General features: G+C 64.2%; 16 protein-coding genes. 12 read left to right on the top strand and 4 right to left on the bottom strand.

Annotation, left to right across the window (positions count from 1 at the left end; genetic code table 11):
• The 12 genes from IWX77_RS17175 to IWX77_RS11100 form a co-directional block, all read left to right on the top strand.
• A partial coding sequence (locus IWX77_RS17175) for a hypothetical protein (RefSeq protein WP_334353667.1) occupies positions 1-211 on the top strand: 211 nt, incomplete at its 5' end.
• Positions 212-788: 577 nt separating this feature from the next.
• Positions 789-959 (top strand): hypothetical protein, encoded by a 171-nt coding sequence (locus IWX77_RS11150; RefSeq protein ID WP_196844574.1) that lies wholly within the window; start codon positions 789-791, stop codon positions 957-959.
• 462 nt (positions 960-1,421) lie between these two features.
• Positions 1,422-2,384, top strand: a complete 963-nt coding sequence (gene iolC, locus IWX77_RS11145; RefSeq protein WP_196844573.1) for a 5-dehydro-2-deoxygluconokinase — start codon at positions 1,422-1,424, stop codon at positions 2,382-2,384.
• The gene (locus IWX77_RS11140; RefSeq protein ID WP_196844572.1) at positions 2,381-3,262 is read left to right on the top strand and encodes a class I fructose-bisphosphate aldolase; all 882 of its coding nucleotides are present in this window, start codon (positions 2,381-2,383) and stop codon (positions 3,260-3,262) included. Before iolC ends, IWX77_RS11140 begins: the two co-directional genes overlap by 4 nt.
• Positions 3,263-3,298: 36 nt before the next feature.
• Positions 3,299-3,874: an aldehyde dehydrogenase family protein gene (locus IWX77_RS11135; RefSeq protein ID WP_327012171.1), complete on the top strand. Its 576-nt coding sequence runs from the start codon at positions 3,299-3,301 to the stop codon at positions 3,872-3,874.
• Entirely contained in the window at positions 3,871-4,776 is a 906-nt protein-coding gene (gene iolB / locus IWX77_RS11130) for a 5-deoxy-glucuronate isomerase (RefSeq protein ID WP_196844571.1), read from the top strand. Before IWX77_RS11135 ends, iolB begins: the two co-directional genes overlap by 4 nt.
• Positions 4,777-4,825: 49 nt before the next feature.
• Positions 4,826-6,712, top strand: coding sequence for a 3D-(3,5/4)-trihydroxycyclohexane-1,2-dione acylhydrolase (decyclizing) (gene iolD / locus IWX77_RS11125; protein ID WP_196844570.1), 1,887 nt, complete (start codon positions 4,826-4,828; stop codon positions 6,710-6,712).
• 125 nt (positions 6,713-6,837) lie between these two features.
• Positions 6,838-7,836, top strand: a complete 999-nt coding sequence (locus IWX77_RS11120) for a Gfo/Idh/MocA family protein (RefSeq protein WP_196844569.1) — start codon at positions 6,838-6,840, stop codon at positions 7,834-7,836.
• 2 nt (positions 7,837-7,838) lie between these two features.
• Entirely contained in the window at positions 7,839-8,732 is an 894-nt protein-coding gene (locus IWX77_RS11115) for a TIM barrel protein (RefSeq protein WP_442784461.1), read from the top strand.
• 87 nt (positions 8,733-8,819) lie between these two features.
• Positions 8,820-9,791, top strand: coding sequence for a sugar ABC transporter substrate-binding protein (locus tag IWX77_RS11110; protein WP_196844567.1), 972 nt, complete (start codon positions 8,820-8,822; stop codon positions 9,789-9,791).
• Positions 9,788-10,828 (top strand): ABC transporter permease, encoded by a 1,041-nt coding sequence (locus tag IWX77_RS11105; RefSeq protein ID WP_196844566.1) that lies wholly within the window; start codon positions 9,788-9,790, stop codon positions 10,826-10,828. Before IWX77_RS11110 ends, IWX77_RS11105 begins: the two co-directional genes overlap by 4 nt.
• The gene (locus IWX77_RS11100; RefSeq protein ID WP_196844565.1) at positions 10,825-11,622 is read left to right on the top strand and encodes an ATP-binding cassette domain-containing protein; all 798 of its coding nucleotides are present in this window, start codon (positions 10,825-10,827) and stop codon (positions 11,620-11,622) included. The genes IWX77_RS11105 and IWX77_RS11100 overlap by 4 nt, the downstream gene beginning before the upstream one ends.
• Before the next feature lie 81 nt (positions 11,623-11,703).
• On the opposite strand, the gene IWX77_RS11095 is transcribed toward IWX77_RS11100, so the two are convergent.
• The 4 genes from IWX77_RS11095 to nadB all read right to left on the bottom strand — a co-directional run bounded on the left by IWX77_RS11095 (position 11,704) and on the right by nadB (position 16,223).
• Positions 11,704-12,468, bottom strand: a complete 765-nt coding sequence (locus IWX77_RS11095; protein WP_297412792.1) for a GntR family transcriptional regulator — start codon at positions 12,466-12,468, stop codon at positions 11,704-11,706.
• A 78-nt stretch (positions 12,469-12,546) separates the two neighbouring features.
• A complete protein-coding gene (locus IWX77_RS11090) occupies positions 12,547-13,689 on the bottom strand; it encodes a cysteine desulfurase family protein (RefSeq protein ID WP_196844564.1) in 1,143 nt (380 codons plus the stop codon).
• A gap of 21 nt (positions 13,690-13,710) precedes the next feature.
• Positions 13,711-14,604, bottom strand: coding sequence for a carboxylating nicotinate-nucleotide diphosphorylase (gene nadC / locus IWX77_RS11085; RefSeq protein ID WP_196844563.1), 894 nt, complete (start codon positions 14,602-14,604; stop codon positions 13,711-13,713).
• On the bottom strand, positions 14,598-16,223 hold the full coding sequence (gene nadB, locus IWX77_RS11080) for an L-aspartate oxidase (RefSeq protein ID WP_196844562.1): 1,626 nt from the start codon (positions 16,221-16,223) through the stop codon (positions 14,598-14,600). Before nadB ends, nadC begins: the two co-directional genes overlap by 7 nt.

Raw genomic sequence — 16,223 nt, 5'->3', positions numbered from 1 at the left:
AGTCCGCGCTCCGATCTGGCGATCGAACCCAAAGTTCCGTCGCCCCCCAGCCAGCATCATGCTGCAGGTTGGGGCTTTCGTTGTTACCGCGATCGCCATCGTGCTCTTGTTTGGCGCCTGGGGGATTGTCGTCATCTTTCTTTATCCTGTCCTCACCGTGCCGCTGTTCATCCAAGGGGTGATTCATAACAGGACCGTGGCGTCGAAGTAGGCGGCCCTCGAATTTCTGGACAACCATTTTGGCGGCCGAGGTTGGGCTCTTGGCCGTGGTGGGCTTTGAATCTGGTGGCTCGGAAGGTGGGATGAATCTGCGAGCATGACGGCAGGCGAGAATCTGGCAGTTCGACACTCCACAACACAGCATCTGTGGCGCGCGGCCCAGATTCTCTGGGGTCTGGCTGTTCTCGGTCTCACCGGGCCGCTACTCGTGGGCCTTTCGGGCGCTCCTGCCTCGTGGAGAGGAATCGCGGGCAGCGTTTCCACCTTTGTTCTGTTGGCGGGATTTATTGTTTTTGGCCAATCGCGACGGTACGAATTCAAATCCATTTTAGCGAGGGCGTGTTCTGACGACGACGTTCACGAGTCGTCGTCTGAGTACCCGGCGCCAGTGACTTTGGGCTCAAGGTCGGCTTCCCTTTACGAGCACAGTGAGGGTTCGGCTTGAGTGCCTGGCAGTACTCACAGCGGCCATGCCGACGGAATCTTATTCTCGACGCCTCAGCGTGCCGAAACGCTTCTTTTTACGATGACGGCTCGCGCATGATCCGATGATCTGATTGGGTCGATGCATGAACGCTCGCGGCATTGTGCTCCTTGGGGCATCCGTTATTGTGCTCGATCTGATCATCTGGTCAATCAACCCCGCGATTCACGGCGTGACCTTGTTTGTTCTCCTCCTCGGCCTTTCCGCTGGTGTTGCTTGCGTGACCATCGGATTGATTCGGAACCGTACGCGTTAGGCGGCTTGGCTGAGATGCACTAGCGCAATCCCTTTGACGTCGTGTGATGCTGTCGACAGCAGACGCTTACCGCACGGTGGTTATCGCAAGTGGGTGCGTTGACCGTGGCTCAACTGAAACGTCAGAATCTGATCCGCACCGAACGCAACGTGTGAAGGAAAGAAGCACAACGATTCACGCTCTTCACTCAACGGTAGCGAGGGGCAAGGATGAGCCGTGTGCGAAGTCCAGGATCGCTTGCGCTTACCGAACGCGTTGTCACCCTCGGCTGACTTCACCGGCTGGGCGGCTGGTCGAACAACGACGGGTATTCTTTCGACGGATTCCCCGGTTCCCACCGCGCCGCGCTGGCTCCGAAAAAACTGGTTGTGCATATGTCATAACATTATCTGGAAAGGGCGCTACTGTGGGGGAACGGCGACAAGCCGACCACTCCTAGTTCAGAAAGTTGTACATCGACGTATGACGACCTCACCGCGAACCCCCCACGATGTGCTGACCATAGGCCGCGTCGGCGTTGATATCTACCCGCTGCAGGCTGGTGTCGGCCTCGAAGACGTCCGAACGTTCGGCAAGTACCTCGGTGGCAGCGCCACCAACGTTGCCGTCGCCGCTGCGCGCCACGGATTGAAGTCCGCGGTGATCACCCGCACCGGAAACGATCCCTTCGGCAATTACGTGCACCAGGAGCTCGTGCGCCTCGGCGTCAGCGACGAATTTGTCTCGGGGGTGGCCAACCTCAACACCCCCGTCGTGTTCTGCGAAATCTTTGCGCCCGACGACTTTCCCCTCTACTTCTACCGATCGCCCAAAGCACCCGACCTGGTCATCAACGCCGACGAGCTCAACCTGACGGCCATTGAGAACGCCCGCATCTACTGGTCGACCGTGACCGGACTGAGTGAAGAGCCCAGCAGAGCCGCACACTTCGCAGCATGGCACGCACGCGGCCGACGCCCGTTGACCATTCTCGACCTCGACTACCGCCCCATGTTCTGGGCGTCACCCGAGGAGGCGAGCGCTCAGGTGGCACTCGCCCTTGGCCACGTCACGGTCGCCGTCGGCAATAAGGAAGAGTGCGAAATGGCCGTCGGCGAGACCGAACCGTCGCGCGCCGCCGACGCACTGCTGGAACGGGGCGTCGAACTGGCCATCGTCAAGCAGGGTCCCAAGGGCGTGCTGGCCAAGACCCTCACCGAAACCGTCGAGGTGCCCCCGTACTTTGTCGACGTCGTGAACGGGCTCGGCGCCGGTGACGGCTTCGGCGGGGCCCTCTGCTACGGATTACTGCAGGGCTGGCCGCTGCGTCGCGTCCTGCAATTTGCGAATGTGGCTGGCGCCATTGTGGCCAGCCGGCGTGAATGCTCGACGGCGATGCCCACCACGAGCGAGGTCGAGCACATTCTGGCCGGAGTGAGCGCATGACCGGGCTTGACTTCGATGCGCTGCGCGATGCCCGCGCGAGCCACCCGGAGCGTATCGGCGAGATCCTCGCGGGCCGAACCCGGCGGGAGCTGATCCGCGGTGACGGTCGACTCTTCATCGTCGCCGCCGACCACCGCGCCCGCGGCGCCCTCGGTGTACGTAACGACGCCAACGCCATGGCCAACCGCTACGACCTGCTCGAAAGCCTCGCGACCGCGCTCACCCGCCCGGGCGTGGACGGCGTTCTGGGGACACCCGACATCATCGACGACCTCGCCCTGCTCGGACTGCTCGACGACAAGATCGTCGTTGGGTCGATGAACCGCGGCGGACTCTGGGGCTCCTCGTTCGAGATGGACGACCGCTATACGGCCTACGACGTCGACCGGATCAAACGGGACCGGCTGGACTTCGCCAAAAACCTCGTGCGCATCAACCTCGAGGACGCCGGATCGCTCGCCACCCTCGAGGCGACGGCGCTGGCCGTGAGCCAGGCTGCTGCGGCCGGCCTCCCGATTATGTTGGAACCGTTCATGACCACCTGGGCCAACGGGCGGGTCAAGAACGACCTGAGAGCGGATGCAGTGATCCTGTCGATTGCCATCGCCGAGGGTCTCGGCAATTCCAGCGCCTACTCCTGGCTGAAGCTGCCGGTTGTTGCCGACATGGAGCGCGTTATGGCCGCCACCACGTTGCCGACCCTGCTCTTGGGCGGTGACCCGGTTGGGGATCCGACCCAAACTGTTCAATCCTGGCGCCACGCCCTCGAACTCCCCGGAGTACGCGGGCTCGTCGTGGGCCGCAGCCTGCTCTACCCGCACGACGGCAATGTTGAGGCGGCCATTGATACCGCTGCAGCCCTCGTGCACGGCGCCTGAACCTCTCCTCCACTCTCGTTCAGAAAGAAGATCACCGTGCCCGCGACAGCAATGGATTCAGCCCTCGTCGCGCACTGGATCGACGGAAAAGAACAGGCGGGATTCTCCGGTCGCACCGCGCCGGTCTACGACCCCGCACTCGGTACGGTCAGCACACACGTGTCGCTCGTCAACCTGGCAGGGATCGTGGCCGCCATTGCGAGCGCCACGGCCGCCTTCCCCGCCCGGCGCGACCAGTCGATCGCCAAACGTCAACAGATTCTGTTCAGCCTTCGCGAGCTGCTGAATGCCCGCGAGGGGGAGATGGCCGAGATCATCACGAGCGAGCGCGGCAAGGTACTCTCCGACGCTCTCGGTGAGGTTTCTCGCGGCCAGGAGGTTGTGGAGTTTTCTTGCGGCATCCCGCACCTGCTCAAAGTCGATTACTCTGAGAACGACTTGATCGGTGTCGACATGTACTCCACCCGCCAGGCGCCCGGCGTGGTCGCCGTGATCATCCCGTTCAACTTTCCGGCCACGGTACCGAAGTGGTTTTTCCCGCTTGCCCTCGCGGCGGCATCAACCTCGGTTTCCCCCAAAATGGCTCATGCAATCAGATCGGCTGAACGATGACGACACCATCCGCCGACTGGTTCTACGCCCAAGGCTCCTTGGCGCGTGAAGGCTGGGAATCCGTCGTCGACCAGACAATCAGCGCATGGCGATACACCGGGATTCGTGTCGCTGCCCTCGCTGCCGGTGACTCCGTGTTCCTCGCCGCAGAAGCCAGCGAGCGCATCGTGATTCCGCTCGCCGGTTCGTTCACGGTGCGCTACACCCTTGCGAACGAGAGCGCGAAGCGCGTGCAGGCGCTTGCGGGGCGGGCATCCGTTTTTCACGGACCCACCGACACCCTGTACCTGCCCACCGGCACCGCGCTCTCGATCGAGGGCGCGGGCCGGGTGGCGGTGGCCGAGGCACCGACCGACACGGCCCATCCGGTGGCATACATTCCGAAGGCGGATGTGCCGATCGAGTTGCGCGGTGCCGGCCGGTCGAGCCGGCAGGTGCACAACTTCGGTACCCCGGGCAGTCTTGCGGCTGATCGGCTGATCGTGTGCGAGGTCATCACCCCGGCCGAGAACTGGTCGAGTTATCCGCCGCACAAGCACGACGAATACACGCCGGGTAAAGAGTCGAGCCTCGAGGAGATCTATTACTTCGAGACCGCCGTCACCCGTGGCCAGAGCGGGCCGGAAACGGCGAGCCCGTTTGGTTTCATGCGAACATACTCCTCTGAGGCCGGAAGCATCGACATCCTGGCCGAGGTGCACACCGGCGACGTCGCCCTCGTGCCGTTCGGCTGGCACGGCCCGTGCGTCGCGGCCCCCGGCTACGACCTCTACTACCTCAACGTGATGGCCGGGCCCGATCCCGACCGGTCGTGGCGAATCAGGGATGACCCGGCGCACGGCTGGATTCGAGACACGTGGGCTGGTCAGGAGATCGATTCCCGACTTCCCTATACTTCCTAGCTCTTTCCGGCAGTACCGAAAGGACACAACGACAGTGACCACCCGACGCATGACAGTCAGCCAGGCGCTCATCGAGTTTCTCGCCCACCAGTACACGGTTGACGGTGACGTGCGCGAGCGCACCATCGCGGGCATCTTCGGCATCTTCGGTCACGGCAACGTCGCCGGCGTCGGCCAGGCCCTGAAACAGCTGTCCGTCGAGGATCCGACCCTGATGCCCTATCATCAGGCCCGCAACGAACAAGCAATGGTCCACGAATCAGTGGCTTTTGCACGGATGCGTCGGCGTCGGTCGACTTTCGCCTGCACCGCTTCGGTGGGGCCCGGTGCCACCAACATGCTCACCGGTGCTGCCCTTGCAACGATCAACCGACTGCCCGTGCTCCTGCTGCCCTCTGATACCTTCGCCACCCGGGTGGCCGACCCGGTGCTGCAGCAGTTGGAACTGCCGCACGACGCTAGCATCAGCGTGAACGATGCCTTCAAACCGCTGTCTCGGTTCTTCGACCGGGTGCAGCGCCCCGAACAGCTCTTTGCGGCTGCCCTCGGTGCCCTGCGTGTGCTCACCGACCCCGTTGAAACCGGCGCGGTCACGCTGTGCCTTCCCGAAGACGTGCAGGCGCAGGCGCTCGACGTGCCCGTGGAGTTTCTCGCCGATCGCGAGTGGCAGATCCGTCGCCCCCGCCCGGATCGGGGAATCATCGACCAGGTCATGCGCGCCATCGTGGAGGCCAAGCGCCCGCTGATCGTGGCCGGTGGCGGCGTCATCTACTCGGACGCGGCCGCAGCTCTGCGCGCATTTGCCGAGTCCACCGGGATTCCCGTGGGTACATCGCAGGCCGGCGTCGGATCCCTGACCTGGGACCACCCGCAGAGTCTCGGCGCGGTGGGCGCCACCGGAACGACCGCCGCCAACCGCATCGCCCGTGACGCCGACCTCATCATCGGAATCGGCACTCGGTACAGCGACTTCACGACCGGCAGTCGCACTGCCTTCCAGCACCCCGGCGTGCGCTTCATCAACATCAACGTGGCGTCGTTTGACGCGATCAAGCTTGGCGCCGCCGTCGCGGTGGTAGCCGACGCCCGGGAAGCGCTCCTGGACCTGACCGCGGGCCTTGGTCGCTACACTGTCGACGCCGACTTCGCCGATCGCATCCGCTCGGAGAAGGCGGCGTGGAACGCGGTCGTCGACGCAGCCATCGCGCCAAGCGGCCGACCGTTGCCGGCCCAATCGGAAATTATCGGTGCCGTGCAGCGGGCCTCAGACCCGCGCGACGTCGTCGTCTGCGCGGCCGGTTCGCTGCCCGGCGACCTGCACAAGCTCTGGCGGGTGCGCGACGAACTCGGATACCACGTAGAGTACGGCTTTTCCTGCATGGGCTACGAGATCGCCGGAGGCATCGGCGTACGCCGCGCCGCCCCCGACCGAGACTCGATCGTCATGGTCGGAGACGGCTCCTACCTCATGCTGCACACCGAGATCGTGTCGGCCGTGGCGGAGGGTCTCAAGTTCATCATCGTGCTGGTGCAAAACCACGGCTACGCCTCCATCGGCCACCTGAGCGATACGGTGGGCTCGCAACGGTATGGCACGCAGTATCGATTTCAGGACAAAGCCCACAACAACTTTGAAACGGATGCGACGCTGCCGATCGACCTGGCGGCCAACGCGGCGAGTCTTGGGATAGCAGTGATCAGGGTGGAGCCTGGCGTGAACGCCATTGCCGACCTGGCCACGGCCGTGGCCACGGCGAAAGAATCCACCACCGCCACTCTGATTCATATCAACAGTGACCCCTTGCTATTTTCACCCGATACGGAGATCTGGTGGGACGTACCGGTGGCCGAGGTATCGGCCCTGGGCAGTACCGCGCAAGCGCGTATCGACTACGTGGCCAAACGTGACAATCAGCGTCTCTATCTGGGGGCATAGCTCGTCTCGAAAAACATTTGTAAGTATGTTAGGACAAAATCTTGACCTCTGCTTGACAGCCGTATACCGTGGTCGACAGCAACAACATTAGGACATTAGAACAAACTCAATGTGGAGGCAATAAAGTGCGATTCGTAGTTCTGGGTGCCGGCAGGATCGGGCTCTCTCACGTCGGAACGTTGAAAGCGCAGGCCGGTGTCACCGACCTGCTGATCGCAGATCTCGATCCGGCTCGCGCCCAGGCCGCGGCCGCTTCAGTCGGCTCACTGTCCGCCACGATCGACGAGGCATTCGCCTCGAAACCCGATGGTATTGTGATTGCCGCCCCGACCTCGGCCCACGCCGAGCTTATTGTGCGGGCCGTGCGCGCCGGCATCCCGACATTCTGCGAGAAGCCGCTCGCTGAAAACCTCAGCTCGAGCATCGCGCTCGTCGAGGAGGTCGAGCGTCACGACGTTCCCGTTCAGATCGGGTTCCAGCGCCGGTTCGACGCCGGCTACACCGAGGCTAAAAAAGCGTTGCAGAACGGTGATATCGGCGAACTGCGCCGGATACACATGCTGACCTGCGACCCGACACCGCCGCCGGCCGAGTACATCTCCATGAGCGGTGGAATTTACCGCGACTGCCACATCCACGACTTCGACATTCTGCGCTGGGTCACCGGTCGCGAAGTCGCTACGGTCTTCGCGACCGGAGCCAATCGAGGCGCGTCCTTCTTCGGTGACGCCGGCGACGTCGACGAATCCGCCGCTCTGCTCACACTCGATGACGGAACCCTGGTCACCGTGCAGGGCTCGCGTTACAACGGCGCAGGCTACGACGTGCGGATGGAACTGGCCGGAAGCCGGGGAAACCGTTCGGTCGGACTGGACGAACGCGTGCCACTGACCAGCGCCGAGCAGGGCGTCGGCTTTCCGAACGGTTCAGCGTGGCCCAACTTTCAGGAGCGGTTCGCTCCCGCCTATGCGGCAGAGCTGGCCCGATTTGTCACCGTGGCCGCCGGGGAGACCGTGAGCCCGTGCATCCCTCGGGATGCCTTGGAAGCGCTCTATATCGCTGAGGCTGCCGAACTTTCCCGCGCCGAGGGGCGCCCGGTGCGCCTCGATGAAGTCAAACGGTGACCGTGGCCGAGCCATCCGCAAATCTTCTGAGCCGCATCGCCGCCGCCCCGATTTCCTGGGGCGTGTGCGAGGTTCCCGGTTGGGGTTTTCAACTGGCGCCTGAGCGTGTTCTCGGTGAGATGGGTGAGTTGGGCGTCGTGGCCACCGAGTTCGGCCCCGCGGGGTTCCTTCCGGCCAGTCCCAGTGAAAAATCCGCGACTTTATCCGATGCCGGTCTCAAAGCCGTCGGTGGATTCGTGCCGATTGTGCTGCATGACGTCGGCAGCGACCCCGTGCCGGTCATTGAAGCCGAACTCGACTCGTTCGTGGCGGCCGGGGCCAGCCGGCTCGTTCTCTCGGCAGACACCGGCCGGATCGGCTACGACTCCAGGCCGACCCTGAGCGAGCAGGAATGGGGCACACTCCTGTCCAACCTCGATCGCCTGGTACAGGCGGCAGCCGCGCGGGGCGTGGTGGCATCTATCCACCCCCATGTCGGAACGATGATCGAATCGGGCGACGATGTCGAGCGCGTGCTGAATGGCTCTTACATTGGGCTCTGCCTCGACACCGGACACCTGTTGATTGGAGGTACCGACCCGGTCGAACTGGCCCGTACCAACGCCGCTCGGATCAGCCACGTGCACCTCAAAGACGTGCACCGGGATCTGGCCGAGAAGGTGCAGCGCAAGGAGCTGAGCTACACCAACGCGGTGCGCCTGGGCATGTACACACCCCTCGGGACCGGCGACATCGATATTGCGAAGATCGTCCGCGCGCTTGAGAGCGCCGGTTATGCGGGGTACTACGTTCTAGAGCAGGACACTATCCTGACCGAGAACCCTCCAGTCGGCCAAGGCCCACTCGCGGATGTACGTACCAGCATCGACTTCATCGCCGGTTTGGCGACGGGCTAAGATTTTACCCGACAATCAGCACCATCCGCAGTTCCCTGCACCACACAGCACGGCACCATTCACCAGTATCCAATGGAGGATCAACTCATGAAGCTTAAATCTCGCTGGATGACGGCGCTCGTCGTTCTGCCATTGGCCCTCACCGGCTGCACAGCCACCACGAACACCACCGCCAGTACCGATGCTGCGGCATCCGGCGACAAGGTCACGATCGCCGTCGTCACCCACGGCTCCCCGGGAGACACATTCTGGGACGTTGTCAAGAGCGGTGCGGAGCAGGCTGGCACAGACCTCGGCGTCACCGTCACGTACCAGGGCGATGGTGACCCGGTCAAGCAGAGCCAGCTGATCGACGCAGCAATCGCGACGAATCCGGACGGTTTGATCGTCTCGATGGCCAACCCCGACGGCGTCAAGAACGCCGTCGAGAAGGCCGTCGCTGCGGGTATCCCGGTCATCACTATCAACTCCGGCCTCGACCAGTCCAAGGAATTCGGAGCTCAGACCCACGTCGGTCAGAGTGAGTTCATTGCCGGCCAGGGCGCGGGCGATCAACTCGCCAATGCCGGTGTCAGCAACGTCATCTGTGTCATCCACGAGGCCGGTAACACCGGGCTGGAGGAACGGTGCAAGGGCGCCGCCGATACTCTGGGTGGCGCGGTGAGCAACGTTCAGGTCGACGTCGCGAACGTTGCGGACGCCCAGAACACCATCAAGAGCAAGTTGCTGGCCGACCCGTCGATCGACGGAGTCCTCACCCTTAACCCGGGCATCGCCGTGGCAGCCAGCCAGGCCATCGATGAGGCAGCGAGCTCCGCGAAACTGGCTACCTTTGATGTGTCCGCCGACGTCACCCAGCTCATCCTTGACGGTAAAATCCTGTTCGCCGTTGACCAGCAGCCCTACTCCCAGGGCTACCTGCCGGTGACCTTCCTCACCCTGCAGGCGCGCAACGGCGACGTCGTTGGCGGCGGCATGCCGGTCTACTCCGGGCCCGGCTTTGTCACCAAGGACAACGCGGCGCAGGTCGCGAAGTTCGCGAAGAATGGAACGCGATGACCCTCACCGCACCCGCGGTAACCGATGAACGGATCAAGCAGACCGGTCTGATTATCACGCTGCTGCGCCGACCCGAGGTCGGCGCAGCGGTCGCAGCCCTCGCCATTTTCATCTTCTTCTCGGTCTCGACGCAGGCGTTTCTGACGCCTGCCGGTGTGGCCACCTGGCTCTATTCAGCTTCGCTATTCGGCATCATGGCCGTCGCGGTTGCACTGCTCATGATTGGCGGCGAATTCGACCTGTCCGCCGGTGCGATGGTCGGCACAACGGGACTCGTTGTCGGGATCGTCACGACCGAGTGGGGCATCAACATCTGGCTTGCCCTCGTCCTGGCCCTGGCGATTGCCCTGGCCATCGGTGCGGCGAACGCTTTCGTTGTCATGAAGACGGGACTGCCGAGCTTTATCGTGACGCTCGCCACGTTCTTCATCCTGCAGGGAGTGAACCTGGCCGTCACGAAGATCATTACCGGTACGGTCTCGATTCAGGGCATGAGCGCCGTGCCCGGCTTCGATACCGTCAAGGTATTCTTTGGTTCCTCGTTCAACCTGTTCGGCATGGACGTGAAGATCTCCATCGTCTGGTGGGTAGCCTCAACGGTTCTCGCAACCTGGATTCTGTTACGTACCCGCTCGGGCAACTGGATCTTCGCGGTCGGGGGACAGATCACGAGCTCGCGCCAGGTGGGCGTACCGGTGATGAAGGTCAAAATGGGACTGTTCATGACCACGGCCGGTGCTGGTTGGCTCGTGGGCATGTTGCAGTTGTTCGATGTGTCCACGGTGCAGGCCACGACCGGAATCGGCCAGGAATTCATCTACATCATATGCGCCGTGGTCGGCGGATGCCTGCTGACCGGCGGTTATGGGTCGGCCATTGGTGCGGCGCTGGGAGCCCTCATTTACGGAATGACCCTGCAGGGAATTGTGTTCGCGCAGTGGGATAATAACTGGCTCAAGGCTTTTCTCGGCGGGATGCTGCTGCTGGCCGTGCTCGTCAACCTCTATGTGCGCCGCCAAGCAGGAGTTCGCTCATGACGCACGCGGAAGCATCCTCTGCCCCGCCCATTCTTGAAGTTCGAGATATCGGCAAGACCTACGGTTCCATTCTGGCGCTGCAGGGCGTGTCGGCCTCGGTCGGTGTCGGTGAGGTGCTCTGCGTTCTGGGGGACAACGGTGCCGGCAAATCGACCTTCATCAAGATTCTTTCCGGGGCTCACGTGCACACCCACGGCAAGCTTCTCGCCTACGGTGTCGAACGCACCTTTGCCAGCCCCCGCGAGGCCCTGGATCTTGGCATCGCGACGGTTTACCAGGACCTTGCCGTTGTTCCACTGATGCCGGTTTGGCGAAACTTCTTCCTGGGCTCGGAACTGACCCGCGGTTTCGGTCCGTTCACCCAGTTGGACGTGAAGGGAATGCGCCGGATCACCAAGGAAGAGCTCGCCAAGATGGGCATCGACCTGCGTGATGTGGACCAGCCGATCGGTACCCTGTCGGGTGGTGAACGACAGTCGGTCGCCATTGCCCGAGCCGTTTACTTCGGAGCAAAGGTCGTCATTCTTGACGAGCCGACCTCTGCTCTTGGCGTCAAGCAGGCCGGCGTGGTGTTGAAATACATCGCGCAGGCCCGTGATCGCGGTTTGGGCGTGGTGTTCATCACTCACAACCCGCACCACGCTTATCCCGTCGGTGACCGTTTTCTATTGCTCAAGCGCGGCACGAGCCTGGGCGGTTTCAAGAAGAGTGAGATCACCATCGAGGAGATGACCAAGCTCATGGCCGGCGGAGCAGAACTCGACGCTCTTGCGCACGAGTTGGCCCGCCCCTGAACATCGCTCATGGCACGAAAATCTGGCCGTCTGACCCTGCGGGGTTGAGGCGGCCAGACGTCGTTGCGCTGCCGAAGGGGTCTACTTTTCAACCAGGGTCACTTCGAAAGAGTAGAGGTCGGGGCGGTAGCAGTGTTGGCCGAATTCGACCGCGCGGCCCGAGTTGTCATAGGCGGTGCGGTCCATCGTGAGCAGGGCGGAGTTCTTCTCGACCTCCAGCAGAACGGCCTCTTCGTTCGTGGATTTGCGGGCACCGATGTGCTGGCGGGCCACCCGCATCGTCACACCGCGCGAACGCAGCACTTGGTAGAGGCCGTGAATGACGAGATCATTCGGTGCGATACCGATGAAGTCCTCGGGAAGCCAATTCTCCATGACGGCAACGGGAACGTCGTCGGCCAGGCGCACGCGCCGAATGTAGAGCGTGGGGCTGCCCTCGACCACTCCGAGACGTTCGGCTGTTTTCGCATCCGCTACCCGGTTTTCCAGAGCTAGAAGGTGGGTTGAGGGAACCTTGTGCGTGTTGGTGAGGTCGTCGTAGAGACTCGTCAATTCGACCTTGCGGGTCACTTGGCCGTGCACGACCTGGGTGCCGATGCCGCGTCGGCGCACGAGTAGACCCTTGTCGACGATTTCCTGGATGGCGCGGCGCACGGTCGGGCGGCTGAGGCCCAGCCGTTGGCCGAGGGCAACCTCATTTTCCAGCCGTGACCCGGCGGGTAGTTCACCGCTGAGAATTGCCGTCTCGATGCGTTGGGAGACTTGAAAGTAGAGCGGAATCGGCCCGGATCGTTCCAGATCCATGAACAGACCCATGGGTAGGGTTTTTTCTTCCTGCACGCTCATGCGACCCTCCACTGACAAGCCAATAGCTTTGGCCAATTGTCAAGACAATATCAGGTCATACCCTGAGCTGTCAGTAATTCAGACGCCGAGGCGGGCTACCGAGGCGACAGCGGCGCGAACGGATGCCGCTGCTTGGGCCACCTCCTCCGCCGTCGTGCCATTACCCAGCGTGAACCGGACGGCTGTCTGGGCCACGTCGGCCGACACCCCCATCGCCGTCAGTACGTGCGACGGTTCGCTGCTTCCGGCCGCGCAGGCGGACCCGCTCGAACAGACAATGCCGCGCGCTTCGAGCTCGAGCAGCACCGCCTCGCCGCTGGTGCCCGGAAAGACAAACGACGCGGTGCCCGGCAACCGTTCGGTCGGATGGCCGGTGAGGCGGGCGGAACTGGTTTCGCGCAGCACCGTGCTGATGAACGCGTCGCGGAGCGCACCCGTGCGCCGGGCTGCTTCGGCTCGTTCCTCGCCGGCCAGGCGCAGGGCCACGGCCAGGGCGACAGCGCCGGCAACGTTTTCGGTGCCGCTGCGTTTGCCGCGCTCCTGGCCGCCGCCGTGCAGCAGGGGCTCGATTGGGAGTCGCCCGCGCACAAAGACCGCTCCGATTCCAGGGGGAGCCCCCAGCTTGTGGCCGGACAGGCTCAGCGCGTCCACTCCGAGTGTGCTGACGTTGAGGTCGAGCCAGCCGCCGGCCTGCACCGCATCGGTGTGGAACGACACGCCCGCAGCGTGGGCGATCGTGGACAGTTCGGCGACGCGCTGTACGGTGCCCACCTCGTTGTTGGCGTAGTGCACCGAGACGAGCGTGCTGTCGGTGCGCAGCGCGTGGGCCAGCTCGGTGGGATCGACGTGGCCGAAGGCATCCACTGGCAACAGGGTGACCTCGAAACCGTGCAGCCGGCGCAGGTAGTCGCACGATTCGAGCACGGCCTCGTGTTCGATCGGTGTGGTCACGATGTGGCGGCCGCGCGGGGTGCCGAGGGCGATGCCCTTGATCGCGAGGTTGTCGCTTTCGGTGCCGCCGCTGGTGAACGTGACCTCACCCAGGCGGCAACCGAGCGACCGGGAGACACTGCGCCGAGCCTCCAACAGCGCGGCGGCCGCCGCCTCGCCGACCTGGTGGTGGCTCGACGGGTTGCCGAAGCCGCCGGTGAGGTGCGGCCACATGGCCTCGAGCGCTTCGCGGCGTACCGGGGTCGTCGCGGCATTGTCCAGATAAATCATGTGTCCAGAGAGATCATGTGTTCAGGGGGCTCGGAGGGCAGGCGCGAAACCGGTCGACGCGTTGACGCGGATGGCAATGTCGAGCCCCAGGTCGAGTGCGCGCACGCTGTGGGTGAGCGCACCGACCGAGATCACGTCGACACCAGATAGCGCAATGTCACGAACCGTCGCGAGCGACACGCCGCCGCTCGCCTCGACGATCGCGCGACCGGCGACCTGCGTCACGCCGGCCCGCAGGTCGTCCGGGCTGAAATTATCGAGCATAATCGTGTCGATGCCGGCCGCGAGCACATCTTCGATCTGGTCGAGGCGGTCGACCTCCACCTCGAAGTGGGTGGTGTGGGAGAGTTGGGCTCGCACCGCGCGCAGTGCCTCGGTGAGGCCGAGCGGTCCGGCCGCGAGCACGGCGAGGTGGTTGTCCTTGGCCATGACGGTGTCGGAGAGGCTGAACCGGTGGTTGTGCCCTCCACCATCGCGCACGGCCTGCCGTTCGAGGGCGCGCAGCCCCGGGGTGGTCTTGCGGGTGTCGACGATGCGGGCCTCGGTACCGACCGTCTCGGCGACGTACCGCTTGGTGAGTGTGGCGATTCCGCTCATTCGCTGCACGAAGTTGAGGCCGATACGCTCCGCCTGCAGAATTCCGCGGGCCGGGCCGGTCACCTCGGCGAGCGTGGCGCCGATGTCGAAGTGGTCGCCGTCCGCCACGAACTGGCGCACCTCAATGCGGGTGTCGGTCAGGGCGAAGGCGGCAGCGAACACGGCGCCGCCGCTGAACACGCCGGGTTCGCGAGCCTGGAGCCGGGCCGTTGCGACGGCGTCTTGGGGAATGAGCACGGCCGAGGTGAGGTCGCCCCAGGGAGCGTCCTCATCGAGGGCCGCCTGCACAACAACGTTGACGGAGTGGTCGGTCAGCATGCGATGGCCTCCTTGGCCGGTGCGAGTTCGAGGTGACGAGTTTGCGAGCGGGAACAGGCCAGCTCGGGACGGGTCTCGGCGAAGTCCGATCGATAGTGCGCGCCGCGAGATTCTTCGCGGGCCAGCGCGGCGGCCACGAGCAGGCGGGCGAGATCGAGCAGGTTGCGGTCTTCGAGGGCCGCGACCGAAGTACAGGTGGCTGGCGGCGCGGCCCACTCGGCGAGCGTGCGGGTGGCCTGGGTCAGGCCGACGCCGGAGCGGTGTACTCCGGCGAATTCCCACATGAGGTTCTGAAGCACAGTGCGGTCGACGAGGGGTAGGTCGTGTCGTTGGTCGAGCTTGTCGAGACCATCGATTGTGGTCTCGACAACTTCAACCAGCGGTTGGGTGGTACCGACCAACTCGACCAACGGGTGCGTTGCTGGCTCGTCCGACGGGAAAAGCGCGAGTGCGCGCACCGCGCGGTCGGCGAACACGGCCGCCTCGAGCAGTGAGTTGGAGGCGAGCCGGTTGGCGCCGTGCGCTCCGGTGCGGGCGACTTCGCCGACGGCGAAGAGCCCGGTCAGGCTGGTGCGGCCCCAGGTATCTGTTTCGACGCCGCCCATCCAGTAGTGCGCGGCGGGGGCCACCGGAATCGGGTCGACGGCCCAGTCGAGGCCCGCCGCCCGGCAGGCGGCGGTGATGGTGGGAAACCGGGTTTCCAGCAACTCACGCCCGAGCGCGGTCGCGTCGAGCAGCACCGGGGCGCCGTTCTGCCGTTCCATCTGGCCGGCGATGGCGCGGGCCACGACGTCGCGCGGAGCGAGTTCGGCGTCGGGGTGCTCGGCGAGCATGAAGCGTTCGCCGCTCGGGCTGCGCAGCACGGCACCTTCGCCCCGCACCGCCTCTGACACGAGCGGCGTGCTCGGCACAGCGAGGGCGGTTGGGTGAAACTGGTAAAACTCCAGATCAGTAACGGATGCCCCGGCCCGCCATGCCGCCGCCACTCCGTCGCCGGTCGCGACCAAAGGATTGGTGGTGTGCGCGTAGAGCGCGCCGGCGCCGCCGGTGGCGAGGATCACAGCATCGGCGTCGAGGCTCTCCTGCGCACCGTTCGGGCCGAGCACCCGGGCACCACGGATGATAATGTCATCGTCGTTGTCTGAGTCGACCAGCAGGTCGACGAGCATGGTGTGCTCCCGTACCTCGATCGCGGTGCGGCGTCGCACGGTCGCAACGAGCGCCGCTTCGACCGCAGCCCCGGTCGCGTCGCCGCCGGCATGCACGACCCGTGAGCGGGAGTGCGCCGCTTCGAGCCCACGGGCCACGCCCGACTCGTCCCGGTCGAAGTCCACCCCGAAGCGAATGAGGTCGCGCACCCGCGCCGGACCTTCTTCACACAGCACCCGCACGGCCGCCGGATCGCACAATCCGGCACCGGCACGCAGCGTGTCGAACACGTGCGCGTCGACTGAGTCGTCACGAAACAGGGCTGCGGCGATGCCGCCCTGCGCGTAGCGGGTATTGCTCTCCGGCAGCACCGACTTGGTGACGAGCACGACGCGGTGGCCGGCATCCGCTGCCCGCACTGCGGCCAGCAAACCGCCGAGGCCGCTGCCGATGACGAGGATCGAAGCCAT

This window comes from Cryobacterium sp. CAN_C2 (assembly GCF_015751745.1).
GTDB lineage: Bacteria > Actinomycetota > Actinomycetes > Actinomycetales > Microbacteriaceae > Cryobacterium.
The sequence above is the reverse complement of the archived record's forward strand: the minus strand, read 5'-3'. Positions and strand labels throughout refer to the sequence as shown.